Source organism: Rothia nasimurium, from assembly GCF_042660305.1.
Taxonomy (GTDB): domain Bacteria; phylum Actinomycetota; class Actinomycetes; order Actinomycetales; family Micrococcaceae; genus Rothia; species Rothia nasimurium.
Genome location: NZ_JBHSTW010000018.1, coordinates 203,116 through 217,814, shown reverse-complemented (window position 1 = coordinate 217,814; position 14,699 = coordinate 203,116). Strand labels below are relative to the sequence as shown.

Annotated in this window: 14 protein-coding genes and 1 tRNA gene; 8 read left to right on the top strand and 7 right to left on the bottom strand. The window is 58.6% G+C overall.

What is annotated here, in order from left to right:
• The first annotated feature begins 16 nt into the window (after window positions 1–16).
• From msrA to epsC, 3 genes are all read left to right on the top strand, one after another.
• Entirely contained in the window at window positions 17–541 is a 525-nt protein-coding gene (gene msrA / locus ACFP6B_RS07895) for a peptide-methionine (S)-S-oxide reductase MsrA (RefSeq protein WP_237206449.1), read from the top strand.
• A gap of 76 nt (window positions 542–617) precedes the next feature.
• The gene (gene cysK / locus ACFP6B_RS07890; RefSeq protein ID WP_377129473.1) at window positions 618–1,544 is read left to right on the top strand and encodes a cysteine synthase A; all 927 of its coding nucleotides are present in this window, start codon (window positions 618–620) and stop codon (window positions 1,542–1,544) included.
• A gap of 203 nt (window positions 1,545–1,747) precedes the next feature.
• On the top strand, window positions 1,748–2,332 hold the full coding sequence (gene epsC / locus ACFP6B_RS07885) for a serine O-acetyltransferase EpsC (protein WP_185174564.1): 585 nt from the start codon (window positions 1,748–1,750) through the stop codon (window positions 2,330–2,332).
• Window positions 2,333–2,400: 68 nt separating this feature from the next.
• Here epsC and ACFP6B_RS07880 read toward each other — a convergent pair whose 3' ends face one another.
• From ACFP6B_RS07880 to ACFP6B_RS07855, 6 genes are all read right to left on the bottom strand, one after another.
• On the bottom strand, window positions 2,401–3,195 hold the full coding sequence (locus ACFP6B_RS07880; RefSeq protein WP_377129471.1) for a glycosyltransferase family 2 protein: 795 nt from the start codon (window positions 3,193–3,195) through the stop codon (window positions 2,401–2,403).
• A gap of 220 nt (window positions 3,196–3,415) precedes the next feature.
• Complete coding sequence (gene gndA / locus ACFP6B_RS07875; protein ID WP_377129019.1) at window positions 3,416–4,894, bottom strand: NADP-dependent phosphogluconate dehydrogenase; 1,479 nt, start codon at window positions 4,892–4,894, stop codon at window positions 3,416–3,418.
• Window positions 4,895–4,992: 98 nt separating this feature from the next.
• Window positions 4,993–5,178: a hypothetical protein gene (locus tag ACFP6B_RS07870; RefSeq protein ID WP_377129016.1), complete on the bottom strand. Its 186-nt coding sequence runs from the start codon at window positions 5,176–5,178 to the stop codon at window positions 4,993–4,995.
• A 26-nt stretch (window positions 5,179–5,204) separates the two neighbouring features.
• The gene (locus ACFP6B_RS07865; protein ID WP_377129013.1) at window positions 5,205–5,855 is read right to left on the bottom strand and encodes a hypothetical protein; all 651 of its coding nucleotides are present in this window, start codon (window positions 5,853–5,855) and stop codon (window positions 5,205–5,207) included.
• Between the two features lie 192 nt (window positions 5,856–6,047).
• Window positions 6,048–6,120, bottom strand: a tRNA-Val gene (locus ACFP6B_RS07860).
• A 263-nt stretch (window positions 6,121–6,383) separates the two neighbouring features.
• A complete protein-coding gene (locus tag ACFP6B_RS07855; protein ID WP_377129010.1) occupies window positions 6,384–6,800 on the bottom strand; it encodes a DUF3052 domain-containing protein in 417 nt (138 codons plus the stop codon).
• Window positions 6,801–7,179: 379 nt separating this feature from the next.
• Here ACFP6B_RS07855 and aceE point away from each other — a divergent pair, with 379 nt between their 5' ends.
• The 5 genes from aceE to fabF all read left to right on the top strand — a co-directional run bounded on the left by aceE (window position 7,180) and on the right by fabF (window position 14,017).
• A complete protein-coding gene (gene aceE, locus ACFP6B_RS07850; RefSeq protein ID WP_237223328.1) occupies window positions 7,180–9,921 on the top strand; it encodes a pyruvate dehydrogenase (acetyl-transferring), homodimeric type in 2,742 nt (913 codons plus the stop codon).
• Between the two features lie 297 nt (window positions 9,922–10,218).
• Window positions 10,219–11,130, top strand: coding sequence for an ACP S-malonyltransferase (locus ACFP6B_RS07845; protein WP_377129006.1), 912 nt, complete (start codon window positions 10,219–10,221; stop codon window positions 11,128–11,130).
• Window positions 11,131–11,153: 23 nt separating this feature from the next.
• The gene (locus ACFP6B_RS07840) at window positions 11,154–12,179 is read left to right on the top strand and encodes a beta-ketoacyl-ACP synthase III (RefSeq protein ID WP_377129003.1); all 1,026 of its coding nucleotides are present in this window, start codon (window positions 11,154–11,156) and stop codon (window positions 12,177–12,179) included.
• Between the two features lie 234 nt (window positions 12,180–12,413).
• Window positions 12,414–12,653, top strand: a complete 240-nt coding sequence (locus ACFP6B_RS07835; RefSeq protein ID WP_185174557.1) for an acyl carrier protein — start codon at window positions 12,414–12,416, stop codon at window positions 12,651–12,653.
• 92 nt (window positions 12,654–12,745) lie between these two features.
• Window positions 12,746–14,017 carry a beta-ketoacyl-ACP synthase II gene (gene fabF, locus ACFP6B_RS07830; RefSeq protein WP_377128999.1) on the top strand — a complete coding sequence of 424 codons (1,272 nt, stop codon included), beginning with the start codon at window positions 12,746–12,748 and terminating at the stop codon, window positions 14,015–14,017.
• Between the two features lie 98 nt (window positions 14,018–14,115).
• On the opposite strand, the gene ACFP6B_RS07825 is transcribed toward fabF, so the two are convergent.
• Window positions 14,116–14,667 (bottom strand): DUF3145 family protein, encoded by a 552-nt coding sequence (locus tag ACFP6B_RS07825; protein WP_237206438.1) that lies wholly within the window; start codon window positions 14,665–14,667, stop codon window positions 14,116–14,118.
• Window positions 14,668–14,699 lie beyond the last annotated feature (32 nt).

Genomic DNA, 14,699 nt, shown 5'->3' with positions numbered 1-14,699 from the left:
TACGGTTACCCGAAGTATGCAAAGTTTTGTTGTAGGCGGCGGATGCTTCTGGTGCATCGACGCCGTATATCGTCAATTTGAAGGAATTACCGCCAGTATCAGCGGCTACACCGGTGGGCACGTTGAGAACCCCACCTACCGCGAAGTCTGTTCGGGTACCACAGGCCACGTCGAGGTCGTCAAGGTGGAGTTTGACGAGACCGTCATTCCCGCCGAAACCGTGCTCGATATCTTCTTCACCTCGCACGACCCCACCAGCTGGGATAGGCAGGGGGCGGACGCCGGCCCCCAGTACCGCTCGGCCCTCTACTACGAGAACGAGGAGCAAAAGGCCCTCTTCGAGGCCGCCATTCAGCGGGCCTCTCAGCTGTGGGACCAGCCCATCGTGACGGTGGTAGAACCCCTGGGCGCCTTCTATGAGGCTGAGGACTACCACCAGAACTACTACGCCCTTAACCCCTACCAGGGGTACTGCATGGCCGTCATCAATCCCAAGCTGGCTAAGGCTAGGCAACATTACGCCAGGTTTCTTAGAAGTTAAGCCCTCCCCCTTTGTTTCGTAAACTAGAGGGCGAACCATTCATCGCTTCCACCTGAAAGGTACACTCGTGTCAAAGATGTACAACAATATCACCGAAGTTGTCGGCCGCACTCCCATCGTCCGCCTCAACCGCCTGGATGCTGATCTGCCCGGCAACGTCGCAGTCAAGCTGGAATTCTACAACCCCGCCAACTCCGTCAAGGACCGCATCGGTGTAGCTATCATCGACGCCGCTGAGAAGTCCGGCGCCCTCAAGCCCGGCGGCACCATCGTTGAAGGTACCTCAGGCAACACCGGTATCGCCCTGGCTATGGTGGGCGCTGCCCGCGGCTACAAGGTCATTCTGACCATGCCCGAAACCATGAGCAACGAGCGTCGCGTCATGCTGCGCGCCTACGGTGCTGAAATCGTGCTGACCCCCGGTTCTGAGGGTATGCGCGGTGCTGTTGAAAAGGCCAAGGAAATCGTAGCCTCCACCGAGAACGCTATTCTGGCCTCCCAGTTCTCCAACGAAGCCAACCCCGAGATTCACTACAACACCACCGGCCCCGAGGTCTGGGAAGCCACCGAAGGCAAGATTGATATCTTCGTAGCTGGCGTTGGCACCGGCGGCACCGTCTCTGGTACCGGCAAGTACCTCAAGGAGCAGAACCCCAACATCAAGGTTGTTGCGGTCGAGCCCAAGAATTCCCCCTTGCTGACCGAGGGTAAGGCTGGCCCCCACAAGATTCAGGGCCTGGGCGCTAACTTCGTGCCTGATACCCTCAACCGCGACATCTACGACGCCGTCACCGACGTTGCTATCGACGACGCCGTTGCTACCGCCCGTAAGCTGGGTACCGAAGAGGGCATCCTGGGCGGTATCTCCTCCGGTGCAGCCGTCTGGGCCGCCTTGGAAGAGGCGAAGAAGAGCGAGAACGCCGGCAAGCTGATTGTCGCTGTCGTTCCCGACTTCGGTGAGCGCTACATCTCTACCCTGCTCTACGAAGATATCCGCGGCTAAACATTTAGTTCCGTGATAATCTCGGGCACCCCGCTGCTTGGCAGCGGGGTGCCCGTGTGTCTGCGTCTGGTGGCCCGCGCGGACGCCTGCCCCGGCTTGACGTAAATATTTTGGGTGAGACGGAATATCGTTCTAGCCGTGACTGTTGTAGAGTTCAGCAAGAGCGCCCGCTGCGCTCCCCTGCCTAGATTTTGAGGAGAAGCATGAGTTTCCGAGCGCGCCTGCGTGAAGACTTAGACACCGTCAAAGCACACGACCCCGCAGCCCGCGGCGATGTGGAAATCATGATTAACTACTCGGGTATGCACGCCATCTGGGCTCACAGGCTGGCCCATAAACTGTGGCAGAAGGACTCTACCCGTACATTAGCCCGCACCCTCAGCCAGTTTGCCCGCTTCATGACGGGGGTTGAGATTCACCCCGGTGCCACCATTGGCCGCCGCTTCTTCATCGACCACGGCATGGGGGTGGTGATTGGTGAAACCACCGAAATCGGTGACGATGTCATGATTTACCACGGGGTGACTCTGGGCGGACGTTCTCTGGAGAAGGGGAAACGCCACCCCACTATTGGCGACCGTGTGACCATCGGTGCTGGTGCCAAGGTCCTAGGCCCGGTGCTTATTGGTGCTGACTCGGCTATCGGCGGTAACTCGGTGGTCGTACATGACCACCCCGAGGACTCCATCATTACCGGTATTCCCGCCCGCTCGCGTCCGCGCACTCCCGAGAACAAAAAACCCCTGGTCGACGCCGTCGAGTACGTGGACCCGACCATGTGGATCTAGAGACCTTTACGTCAAAGGGCCCGGTACTCCTTCGTGGAAGGAGTACCGGGCCCTTTGATGTAAACAGCTTATAAGTTACCTCGCTGAGGGCCCCACTTACGGGAGAGAACCTGGCGAGAAGATTCAATATCGTTGCGGTGCTTTGAGAAGGTTTTGAGCCAGGGAGTACGTCCGTGATAGATCTGAATTTCGGGGTCCTGTACAAATACCAGCTTCCCGCTGGCACGGCTGAAGAAATCACTGTGCTCAATCACGCGTAACTCTTCGTCCCAGCCACCGATTGAGCGAATTGACTCGGTACGGGCTAGAAAGATGTTCGGGGTTTTGACACGCACGGGCAGCCCGTAAAGGTCATGACCGGCCTCGTAGATAGGCTTGTCTGCCCCACGGTACAGGGCGAGGTCGCTGGTACCGTGAATATGCGTTTTGAAGGTGGGAACTTCAACCTGAGTTGCGGCAACACCGTCAACGTCGGGGTGGGCTTCTAAATAATCGTAGGCTTTTTGCCAGTTGGTCAGACGGGTGAAGACAAAATCGTCATCGGTCAGTAGGACGTATGGAGTCTCTACCCGTTCTAGGGCTCGGTCGCGCCCTGCAGAAATACCAACGTTAAACGGTAGCTGCAGGACCTCTACCTGGGGGTCACGGGTTGACCAATATTTCTCAGAGTCATCAGCGACCAGAACTTTACCGGTAAAGGTTGCCTCTCGGATTGAAGCGAGCAAACGATCCATAGCCTTAGGGCGAGAGAAGGTCTTAGCAACGATAGTGACATCCCGGTTCAGCTCAGCGCTGTAAGGCTCAAACCCTCTGCCATTACGGCGGGCAGCAAATCTGAGGTACCGAATGTAATTATTGACCACAATTCCGTATGCGTAACGCAGGGGCAGGCCTCTATCACTGTCAAACAGGGCTAAAAGACGTTCTTTAGAAACCGGAAGTTTTGGCACGGAGAATCTCTTTCAAGAATGCGAGTGTTGGCTACCAGTGTACCCGGTGGCCGGCATGATTGTAGGGTTTTGCCTAGAGATGTGCCCCGCCTACTACAGTAGGCGGGGCACATATAGTCATCCCTAGGGGTAACTAGTGGGTGTGGGAGTCCTCAGCGTTGATTTCGCTGCGGTCGCCGCTCCACTCGATGTGCCACATGCCCTCGGAATCGATACGGCCGTAGGTGTGAGCGCCGAAGAAGTCGCGCTGGCCCTGAATCAGGGCAGCGGGCAGGCGCTTGCGGCGCAGACCGTCGTAGTAGCTCAGGGAGGACGCGAAGACGGGGACGGGGACGCCCTCGGCGGTTGCCTTAACAACCACGCGACGCCAGGAAGGAACGAGTTCTTCCATGAGCTTCTTGAAGCCGGGAGCCAGCAGCATGTTGGCGGGGGTTTCGTCCTTGTAGGCGTTCATGATTTCGCCCAGCAGTTCTGCACGGATGATGCAACCTGCGCGCCAGAGACCTGCGATGACGTCGAGCTTGAGGTCCCAGCCGTACTCGTCGCCGGCCTTAGCCAGCATGTCGAGACCCTGGGCGTAGGAAACCAGCTTGGAGGCAAACAGGGCCTTGCGGACGTCCTCAATAAACTCTTCGTCGCCGTTAGCAACAGCAGTGGTTGCGATCAGGCCTGCGGGTAGCTCTTCCTGGGCCTGCTTGCGGGCATCAGAGTTGCTAGAAGACAGGGCACGGGCAAATACTGACTCTGCGATACCGGAGACGGGGGCACCCAGGTCAAGAGCGGCCTGGACGGTCCAGCGGCCGGTACCCTTCTGACCAGCTTCATCGACGATAACGTCAACCAAGGGCTTGCCTGTCTTAGCATCGACCTGAGCCAGAACCTCAGCGGTGATTTCGATGAGGTAGGAGTTGAGGTCGGTGGTGTTCCACTGCTTGAAGATTTCTGCCTGGGCAGCGGGTTCTAGACCTGCCACGGTGCGGAGCAGGTCGTAGGCTTCGCCGATAACCTGCATGTCGGCGTACTCGATGCCGTTGTGGACCATCTTGACGAAGTGACCAGCGCCGTCGGTTGAAATCCAGGCGCAGCAGGGATCGCCGTTGGGGGCCTTAGCTGAGATTTTTTCGAGCAGGGGGCCGAGGGATTCGTAGGATTTAGCGGAGCCACCGGGCATGATGGAGGGGCCGTTGAGGGCGCCTTCTTCGCCACCGGAAACACCGATACCGACGAAGTGCAGACCCTTTTCAGCCAGGGCACGCTCGCGGCGGATGGTATCGGGGAAGTGAGAGTTACCGCCGTCGATAATGACGTCACCTTCATCGAGCAGGGGTTCGAGCTGCTCAATGACGGCGTCGACGGGGCCACCGGCCTTCACCATAATCAGGATGCGGCGGGGGGCTTCAAGAGAGTCGACCAGTTCCTGCAGGGTCTCGGTGCGGATGAAGTCACCTTCATCGCCGTGGGCTTCGAGCAGGGCGTCGGTTTTTTCAACGGAGCGATTGTGCAGGGCTACGGTGTAGCCGTTGCGGGCCAGGTTGCGGGCCAGATTTGCACCCATGACAGCCAGGCCGGTTACACCAATTTGTGCCTTACGAGCAGTATTGTTTTCAGTCATGTCTTAAGACTACGCTGGTCTGCTCTATTTATGCTTCAGGGCTGGGTGAGATGAAGCAAACTCTCACATTATGGGAGAGCAGTAGGGGTCATGGGTTTTTAGGAGTCGTAGGTATCGGTGAAGAGCACCCACAGAGCAGCAGCCCCGATGACCAGGGCCACGCACGCAAAAATCGACCAGAGGGTCACCATAGCTCCCTGAGTGATAAAGAAAATCGATATCAGGAGCCAGACAACTGAGAGGAAGACTGCTGTGAAATTGCGGGGCTTAAAATTTCGGTTCATCGGGGTTGCTGTGAGTGTTTTTGTGGTTAGCGGACGCTGATAGCAGCGGGGCTGACGGTGGATGCTGTTGCTGCAGAGCCGCCGTCAACAGCGTAGGTTGCGACGTAGCCTGCGTAGATGCCGGCGACAGCGGCGGGGTCGCCAGATGTAATGGCGATGTCAGCGTTGATGGTGCTTCGGTCAACCGGCAGTGAATCAGCCTGGCCACCAACAGCGTAGTTGGTGATGGGCAGGGTGGAGTAGCTAACCGAGTAGAAAGTGTAATCAGCTGCGGTCAGCACCTGACCATCTGCTGTAGCGATTGAAGCGTCCCTGGCGAGGCCAAAGGCAGTCCAGGCGGTGTCGACAAGGTCAAAGTTATGCTTGACCATATCCACAGTCCAGCCCTGGTTCTTGGGGAAGGCGATGTAGTAGGTCAGGGCAGAAATCGTGGCGGTGGTTGCGGTACCTGATGTCCGGTAAAGACGGAAGCCAGCGGGGTCGGTGGATGAGACCGCAGAACCGCTGACGCGACCGCTTGCACCGGAGACGGTGTTTTCCAGGGTGATTTCGGTGGTGGAGCCGTGGGCTACCACGGAGGGAGTTGATGCTGCGTAGGCAGGGATAGCGGCAGTGGCGAGGACGGCAGGTGCAGCCCATGCGGTGCCCTGCAGCAGGGTGCGACGTGAGGTAGGCAAGATAGGTTTCCCCTCTAGAGTCATGTGTGTGCGTGGTAAAACTGAAGTTTCCAGTTTACCTATCGACGGCTTCTGCTGGTGTTTTATTTACCTTGGCATGGCGCCCACACATGCGCCCACAGCTCTCCCCAACCTGACTACAAGAGTGGTGGAATACAAAAAAGCCCCGCACCGAAGTGTGGGGCTTATCTGTGGGTCCTACCGGGATCGAACCGATGACATCCACGGTGTAAACGTGGCGCTCTACCAGCTGAGCTAAAGACCCTTGTCTCTTCCGCGTTATCTCTCGCGGCGACATGTAATACTCTACGCAGGTCAAAACAGTCGCGCAAATCGAAAACCCCCCTTGAAGCACAAAAAGAGCCCATTTTCTGACTGTTTCAAGCAGACAAACATCAGAAAATACCTTTTTGACATGGGGTTATATTTTTCTTAAAAAATTATTAACTTTTTTCTGCACCACCTTCTTTCGGGGCTAGAACCTACCAAAAAGGGCCCCCTGTCTAACCAGACAGAAGACCCTTGTGCCTATTTCCCCTGCTTCATCACTAGGCGGAAAGCAGCCCAGTCTTGAGCGAGAGACTCAGATGTAGTCACGTGCAGGCCCGCCAGCGGGGCAGCTTCTTGAATCTCCACCGGTGGGATATGCCCTTCACGACCATTTTTTGGAGTCAGAAGCCATACAACTCCCCCATCATCGAGAGTTGCTAGTACATCCATGAGCCCGTCAACCAGATCGCCGTCCTCAACGCGCCACCACAGCAAGATGCCATCGACAACCTCCTGATCGTCTTCATCTAGTAGCTCCGTACCCAGAAAATCCTCTAGGGAATCGCGCAAGTCGAAGTCGACGTCCTCATCGTAGCCAAACTCCTGCATCAGGCTGCCAGCAGGCAGGCCCAGCTTCTGACCAACAGTCTCTTTAGTAGCACCGGTGGCGCTCACGTATGTCCTCCAAAGAATCATAAGAAAGTGACGGGCTGCCATACCGCAGACCCTGCATGCCCGCGTCCGCCCCTTTGCTGAGCGAACTCAGGCATGCTCATAGTTCCTACTGAACACGCTTCAAGGCCCCAAATCAACAGAACACGACCAAAACAGGTCAGCTAATTTCACCCACAGAAAAAGAAGGGGCAAGTGACGGCTAATTCACACTCCCAAACCCTTGAAACCACAACCTTAAAACCGGCAATTTGTGACAACATAGAAGAGAAGTTGTCTTAGCGCCTGCCCACCGGCCGCGCGAGGCATACACCGAAGGCTCACCGGGCACACACGCTGCCGCAGGTGAACATATACCCCTACAACAAAGAGAGGTTGACTAGTGGGACCCTCAGAAACGAACGATCACGTTTTGAGTGCACTGACCAACAGCTTCACCGACATTGATCCCGAAGAGACCAGCGAGTGGATTGAGTCCTTCGACGACCTGGTTGAAGCTCACGGCACCGAACGTGCACAGTTCATCGTGCGCTCACTCATGCAGCGCGCTGGCCAGAAGTCGATCACCGTACCCATGGTGACCACCACTGACTACGTCAACACCATTCCTGTCGACCAGGAACCCGAATACCCCGGCGACGAGCAGATTGAACGCCGCTACCGCGCCATGCTGCGCTGGAACGCTGCCATGATGGTTCAGCGCGCCCAGAAGGCCACCATTGGCGTAGGCGGCCACATCTCCTCCTACGCGGGTGTAGCTACCCTCTACGAAGTAGGTTTCAACCACTTCTTCCGCGGCCGCAACCACCCCGGTGGCGGCGACCAGATTTTCTTCCAGGGCCACTCATCCCCCGGTAACTACGCCCGTGCCTTCCTCGAAGGCCGCATCACCGAAGAGCAGCTCGACGGCTTCCGCCAGGAAAAGACCAAGCAGGGCACCCACCTGCCCTCCTACCCCCACCCCCGTAACCTGCCTGACTTCTGGCAGTTCCCCACGGTTTCAATGGGCCTTGGTCCCCTAAACGCCATCCACCAGGCACAGTTCAACAAGTACCTGCACAACCGCGGCATCAAGGACACCTCAGACCAGCACGTCTGGGCCTTCCTGGGTGACGGCGAAATGGACGAGCCCGAGTCACGCGGCGCCCTGCAGCTGGCTGCCAACGACAAGCTCGATAACCTGACCTTCGTGGTCAACTGCAACCTGCAGCGTCTGGACGGCCCCGTTCGCGGTAACGGCAAGATCGTCCAGGAACTTGAAGCCTTCTTCCGCGGCGCAGGCTGGAACGTCATCAAGGTCCTCTGGGGCCGCGAATGGGACTCCCTGCTCGAGAAGGACAAGTCCGGCGAACTCGTCCGCATCATGAACGAAACCCGCGACGGCGACTACCAGACCTACAAGGCTGAGTCCGGCGGCTTCATCCGCGAGCACTTCTTTGGCCAGACCCCTGAGACCAAGGAACTCGTTGCAGACATGACCGACGACGAAATCTGGGCTATGAAGCGCGGCGCTCACGACTACCAGAAGGTTTACTCAGCCTTCAAGGCAGCTGTTGAGCACAAGGGTCAGCCCACCGTCGTTCTTGCTCAGTCTGTTAAGGGTTACGGCCTGGGCGCCTCCTTCGAGGCCCGCAACGCCACCCACCAGATGAAGAAGCTGTCGATGGAAGACCTGAAGCAGTTCCGCGACCACCTGCGTATCCCCATCTCCGATGAAGAGCTGGAGAAAGACCTCTACAACCCGCCCTACTACCACCCCGGTAAGGACTCCGAAGAGTACAAGTACCTCATGGCCCGCCGTGAGGAACTGGGCGGTTTCGTTCCCTCCCGCAAGAATGTTCAGCCCAAGATTACCCTGCCCTCAGACAAGGCCTACAAGGGTGCATTCAAGGGTACCGGTAAGCAGATGGCTGCTACCACCATGACCTTCGTGCGTCTGCTCAAGGACCTCATGCGTGAGAAGGACTTCGGCCACCGCATCGTGCCCATCATCCCCGATGAGGCCCGAACCTTCGGCATGGACTCCTACTTCCCCACCGCCAAGATTTACAACCCCAACGGTCAGAACTACCTGGCTGTTGACCGTGAGCTCATGCTGGCCTACAAGGAATCACCCGAGGGCAAGATTATTCACGTGGGCATCAACGAGGCCGGCGGTACCGCTGCCTTCACCGCCGTAGGCTCCTCCTACGACACCCACGGCGAACCCATGATCCCCGTCTACATCTTCTACTCGATGTTCGGCTTCCAGCGCACCGGCGATGCCTTCTGGGCAGCAGCTGACCAGATGACCCGTGGCTTCATCATGGGCGCAACCGCCGGCCGCACCACCCTTACCGGTGAAGGCCTGCAGCACGCAGACGGCCACTCACCGATTCTGGCTGGCACCAACCCCGCAGTGATTCACTACGACCCCGCCTACGGTTACGAAATCGGCCACATCGTCAAGCGCGGTATCGAGCACATGTACGGTGACAAGGACGAAGACCACAACGTCATGTACTACATCACCGTCTACAACGAGCCCATTCAGCACCCCGCTGAACCCGAAAACCTCGACGTTGACGGCCTGCTCGGCGGTATCTACCGCCTGCACGAGGCAAAGAATGACGGCCCCCGCGCCCAGCTTCTGGCCTCAGGCGTTGCAGTTCCCTGGGCTGAAAAGGCACAGCAGATTCTGGCCGAGGACTGGGGCGTCTCAGCAGACGTCTGGTCAGTTACCTCATGGACCAACCTGCGCCGCGACGGCCTTGCCGCCGAGCGCGAGCTGCTGACCAACCCGTCCGCCACCCCCCGCACCCCCTTCGTTGCCCAGCAGCTTGAGGGTGCAACCGGCCCCATCGTTGCCGTGTCTGACTACCAGACCGACCTGATGGACGGCATCCGCCAGTTCGTTCCCAACGAATTCGCGACCCTGGGTGCAGACGGCTTCGGCTTCTCAGACACCCGAGCCGGTGCCCGCCGCTTCTTCAAGATCGACGCCGAGTCCATCGTCGTCCGTACTCTGCAGATGCTGGCTAAGCGAGGCGAGGTCCCCGCTGATGCACCTGCTAAGGCCTTCGAGAAGTACGACCTGAACAACATCAATGCAGGCACCTCAGGTACCGCCGGTGGCGACGCCTAAGCCCCTGTGCTGACACGTTCCTAGCTCACAGCGAGTCCTAGATTCGCGCTGAGTGTAAGGGCGGCCCCCACGATTATCGTGGGGGCCGCTTTTGTTCTGGGCAGTCTTTTGCCCAGTCGGTCTTACCCTCTAGTTTTCTTGGGCCGAAGCCCTTAGCTGTGAGTTTTCTTGGCTTTTGAGATTGAACAGCTGTGCCGTCCCAGCTGGCCTGCTAACAGGAGTAGGATAGTTATTTGAACAAAGCGCTAGAAACTTTCAAGTTCTAGGTCTCACACTCTATTTTCAAGGCGGTTACGCGTGATAGCACTGGTGTGCCCCGGCCAGGGGTCGCAGAAGCCCGGGTTCCTCTCAAGCTGGTTAGACCTCGATGGGGTACGCCCCCACCTCGAGCGCCTCTCTGAGGCTGTAGAGCTCGACCTGGTTCATTACGGCACCGAGGCCGATGAGGAAACCATCAAGGACACTGCTATTGCCCAGCCCCTGATTGTGGCAGCTGGTCTTGTCACCGGTCGCCTAGCCCAGAAGGCCCTAGAGGGCCAGAAGCTTGTTTTTGCCGGTCACTCAGTGGGTGAGATTACCGCTTCAGCCCTAGCCGGTGTGCTCACCGAAGAGGACGCCATGCGTTTTATCAAGGTACGGGCCGACGGCATGGCTCAGGCAGCTGCCGCTACCCCCACCGGCATGGCCGCCGTGCTTGGCGGAGTTGAGGACGACGTCCGCGCCGCTATCGCCGAAGCCAACCTCACTGCCGCTAACTCGAACGGCGGCGGGCAGATTGTAGCCGCTGGTTCCCTCGACGCTCTTGCAGCTTTCGCCGAGAACCCGCCCGCCAAGACCCGCGTGATTCCGCTGAAGATAGCCGGTGCTTTCCATACCGACTACATGGCGGCAGCCCAGGGGCCCCTGGCAGACTTTGCGGCAGGCCTCTCCCCCGCAGAACCGACTGCTGAGCTGCTCTCAAACTTCGACGGCCAGCCCGTTGCCTCGGGGGCAGCGGCCCTTGAATCGCTGGTTGCCCAGGTGACCCGCCCCGTCCGCTGGGACCTGTGTATGGCAACCCTCGCGGAGCGGGAAGTTACCCGTCTTGTTGAGGTTGCTCCCGCTGGTACCCTCGTGGGTCTCGCCAAGCGCGGTATGCGCGGCACACCGGCGTCTGCCATCAACACCCCCGACGACCTTGCCGCCCTAGCCCAGGCTCTCCAGGCCTAAAGTTTCCCCGAAAGGACTTCACGATGCCTACTCTCAAGCAGGTTGAGCCCAACCGCTACTCCCGTATTCTGGGCTACGGGGCTGCCCGCCCCGACCTGATCGTCACCAACGACGATATCGCCGGCCCGATTGACTCCTCAGATGAATGGATCGTTCAGCGCACCGGCATCAAGACCCGCCACCGTGCCTCAGAAAAGATTTCTGTAACAGATCTTGCTGTGGGGGCTGCTAAGGACGCCCTGGCCGCCTCAGGTGTGCAGGGTGAAGAGCTGGATGCTGTCATCGTCGCCACCATCTCCCACCCCTACGCAACCCCCGCCCTCGCAACCCTGGTAGCTGAAGCTGTAGGTTCAAAGGCTCCCGCTTACGATATCTCAGCAGCCTGTGCAGGCTTCTGCTACGGCATCGCCCAGGCGGACGCACTGGTGCGCTCCGGCACCGCTCAGAAGGTTCTGGTCATCGGCGTTGAGAAGCTCTCGGACTTCATCGACAACACCGAACGAACCATTTCCTTCCTGCTCGGTGACGGTGCTGGTGCAGCGGTCGTAGGTGCCTCCGATGAGCCCGGCATCGGCCCCACTATCTGGGGGTCGGACGGCGAGCGCTGGGGCGCTGTGGGTATGACCCATTCCATGCTTGAGATTCGCAACCGTGATTTTGTGGCTAACCCGGTGCAGGAGGGCGAGAAGCTTTGGCCGACCCTGCGCCAGGACGGTCAGACGGTCTTCCGTTGGGCTGTCTGGGAGATGGCTAAGGTTGCTCAGAAGGCTCTCGATGCTGCCGGTATTACTGCAGATGACCTGGGGGCACTGGTGACCCACCAGGCCAATATGCGCATTATCGACCAGATGGTGAAAACCCTGAAGCTGCCCGAGAGCGTTGTGGTGGCCCGTGATATCGAGTGTGCGGGTAACACCTCTGCTGCCTCTGTTCCGCTAGCTGCCCACCAGCTGCTCCAGGACAACCCCGACCTTTCTGGCAAGTTTGCCCTGCAGATTGGTTTCGGTGCAGGTCTGGCCTACGCAGCCCAGGTTGTTGTGCTCCCCTAACCTGCCCTGTGCCGGGTGGGCGGGGCGGGCGTCCGCACCGTATTTTGACAAAATGTTAGATTTATTTCAAAAATTAGGTGGCGTCACAGCTTAGCTTTGTGCGGGCTAGGGGCTACACTCAATTTTGGAAGCTAAAGTGGGCTCTGCCCGCTTATCCCTCAACCGCTGCGCACCCCTGCGCGGTGAGTTACATCAGTGGCCCCACGCCACTCATACTAAGACGAAGGAGCCATCATGGCAGATCAGAACGAAATCCTCGCAGGTCTTGCAGAAATCGTGAACGAAGAGACCGGTGTAGAGGTCGAGGACGTCCAGCTCGAGAAGTCCTTCACCGAAGACCTGGACATCGACTCCATCTCAATGATGACCATCGTTGTGAACGCTGAGGAAAAGTTCGGCGTTACCATTCCCGACGAAGAGGTCAAGAACCTGAAGACCGTCGGCGACGCTGTTAACTTCATCGCTAACGCCTAAGTCACGTTGACCAGGTTGGGCACGGTCTGATCGTGCCCAACCTGCTTTTTATTCTTTACCCCAACCCAAGACTGTATTCGAAGGAATCAAGCATGACTCGTAAAGTTGTGGTCACCGGCCTCGGCGCCACCACCCCCATCGGTGGGGATGTTCCGACGACCTGGGAAAATGCGCTTGCAGGTGTCTCAGGCATCACCACTATTGAAGAGCCCTGGGTTGAGGAATTCGACCTGCCGGTTTCGATTGCTGGCCGTGTGGCTGTAGACGCTGTTGAGTCGGGCCGCCTGACCAAGGTTGAGGCTAAGCGCCTGGACCCCTCGGGTCAGCTGGCTTTGGTTGCTGCGCGCGAGGCCTGGGAGGACGCCGGTTTTAGCGGCCCTGACGCTGAGGCTGCCGAAGAGTGTGATCCGCTGCGGACCGCGGTTGCTTTTGGTACCGGTATCGGTGGTGTGTGGACTCTGCTTGATGCCTGGGATACTCTGCGCGAGAAGGGCCCGCGCCGTATGCTGCCTATGACTGTTCCCATGCTGATGCCCAACTCAAATGCTGCTGCCGTCTCGATGAGCCTGAAGGCCCGTGGCGCTGCCCAGACCGTGGTGTCCGCCTGCGCTTCGTCGACCGAAGCTCTCGAGCTCGGCCTGATGCTGATTCGCTCGGGTAAGGCCGATGTGGTGATTGCCGGTGGTTCTGAGGCCGCGATCCACCCCATGACGATTGGCGCCTTTGCAAAGATGCAGGCCCTATCGACCCGCAACGATGACCCTGCTGGTGCTTCCCGCCCCTACGATACCGGCCGCGACGGTTTTGTGATGGGTGAGGGCGGTGCTGCGCTAATTCTTGAATCTGAGGAGCACGCGCTGGCCCGCGGAGCCCGTATCTACGCGGAGCTGGCTGGTACCGGCGTCTCAGCGGACGCCCACCACATCACCGCTCCCGACCCGGCTGCTCTGGGTGCTACCCGCGCCCTGCAGGAAGCTCTGACCGATGGCGGTATTTCTCCCGAGCAGGTAGTGCACGTCAATGCGCACGCAACCTCTACTCCCGTGGGTGATATCCCCGAGTCCCTGGCTCTGCGTGAGGTCTTCGGTGAGCACACCGGCAAGGTAGCTGTGTCTGCAACCAAGTCAATGACCGGTCACCTGCTCGGCGGTGCCGGTGCTCTTGAAGCTGTACTGACTGTTCTTGCGGTTTACCACCGCAAGGCTCCCTGCACCATCAACCTGGAGAACAAGGACCCCGAGATTGACCTCGACGTTGTCACCGAGGCTCGGGACCTTCCCGCCGGTGAGATTGTTGCTGTCTCGAACTCCTTCGGTTTTGGTGGCCACAACGCTGTAGCGGCTTTCCGTAGCGTCAGCAACTAGCACCGTGTTGGTCTAGCTTGTGAGAAAGGGCCCTTCTGCGCGAACCCTGGTTCGGGCAGAAGGGCCCTTTGCTGTGCTCTGGGGCAGGCTCTCTTGTCTTAGGCCCGGAGCCTGACGGTAGCACTAGCCGATGAAGCGTTAGGACGTAGGGGCTCAAGTTCATCGTCCCAGGGCTGGCCAACGGCCGCAGAGAACTGCCGGTAAAGTTCATCGAAATTACCGGCTGCCTTTTCGAAGGCATAGCGGATGCGGTCTTCGGTCACGGTGAAGTTACCCTGGAGGTCTACCGGTAGGGTACAGATACCGAGTTCGGGGGTATGCATGATGCGTAAGGCATCGGAGGTTGCGGTGCGGCGCTCGGTGACTTCAAAATAGCTACCCTTGAAGTGACGGAGGGTGGAGGCGATGAGAGCGGCTCCCCCGCTGTTGCCCTGCCAGCTGATATCTGCACGGTGGTAGCCCGGTTTCTGGGGTTGGGCTTGCCAGGTGGGGGTCAGCCGGTGAGCAGTGAGATTTTCAAGAGCCCAGGTCACGTGGCTTGTGAGAGCTGAGGGGACAGCCAGCAGAAAGATAAAACCACCGGTAGGGTTGCCGATAGTCTCTGGCGGTAGTGGGACGGGCTGGCCGGTCTTTTCTGCTGGTGAAAACATGGTCTTCCCATCCTATACCTTCTGCCTTACCT

What these genes read in the sequence shown, in the direction of transcription:
- ACFP6B_RS07835 (WP_185174557.1), top strand. Translation starts at nt 12,414, where the DNA reads ATGGCAGATCAGAACGAAATCCTCGCAGGTCTTGCAGAAATCGTGAAC.
- gndA (WP_377129019.1), bottom strand. Translation starts at nt 4,894, where the DNA reads ATGACTGAAAACAATACTGCTCGTAAGGCACAAATTGGTGTAACCGGC.
- epsC (WP_185174564.1), top strand. Translation starts at nt 1,748, where the DNA reads ATGAGTTTCCGAGCGCGCCTGCGTGAAGACTTAGACACCGTCAAAGCA.
- msrA (WP_237206449.1), top strand. Translation starts at nt 17, where the DNA reads ATGCAAAGTTTTGTTGTAGGCGGCGGATGCTTCTGGTGCATCGACGCC.
- ACFP6B_RS07825 (WP_237206438.1), bottom strand. Translation starts at nt 14,667, where the DNA reads ATGTTTTCACCAGCAGAAAAGACCGGCCAGCCCGTCCCACTACCGCCA.
- fabF (WP_377128999.1), top strand. Translation starts at nt 12,746, where the DNA reads ATGACTCGTAAAGTTGTGGTCACCGGCCTCGGCGCCACCACCCCCATC.
- cysK (WP_377129473.1), top strand. Translation starts at nt 618, where the DNA reads ATGTACAACAATATCACCGAAGTTGTCGGCCGCACTCCCATCGTCCGC.
- ACFP6B_RS07840 (WP_377129003.1), top strand. Translation starts at nt 11,154, where the DNA reads ATGCCTACTCTCAAGCAGGTTGAGCCCAACCGCTACTCCCGTATTCTG.
- ACFP6B_RS07870 (WP_377129016.1), bottom strand. Translation starts at nt 5,178, where the DNA reads ATGAACCGAAATTTTAAGCCCCGCAATTTCACAGCAGTCTTCCTCTCA.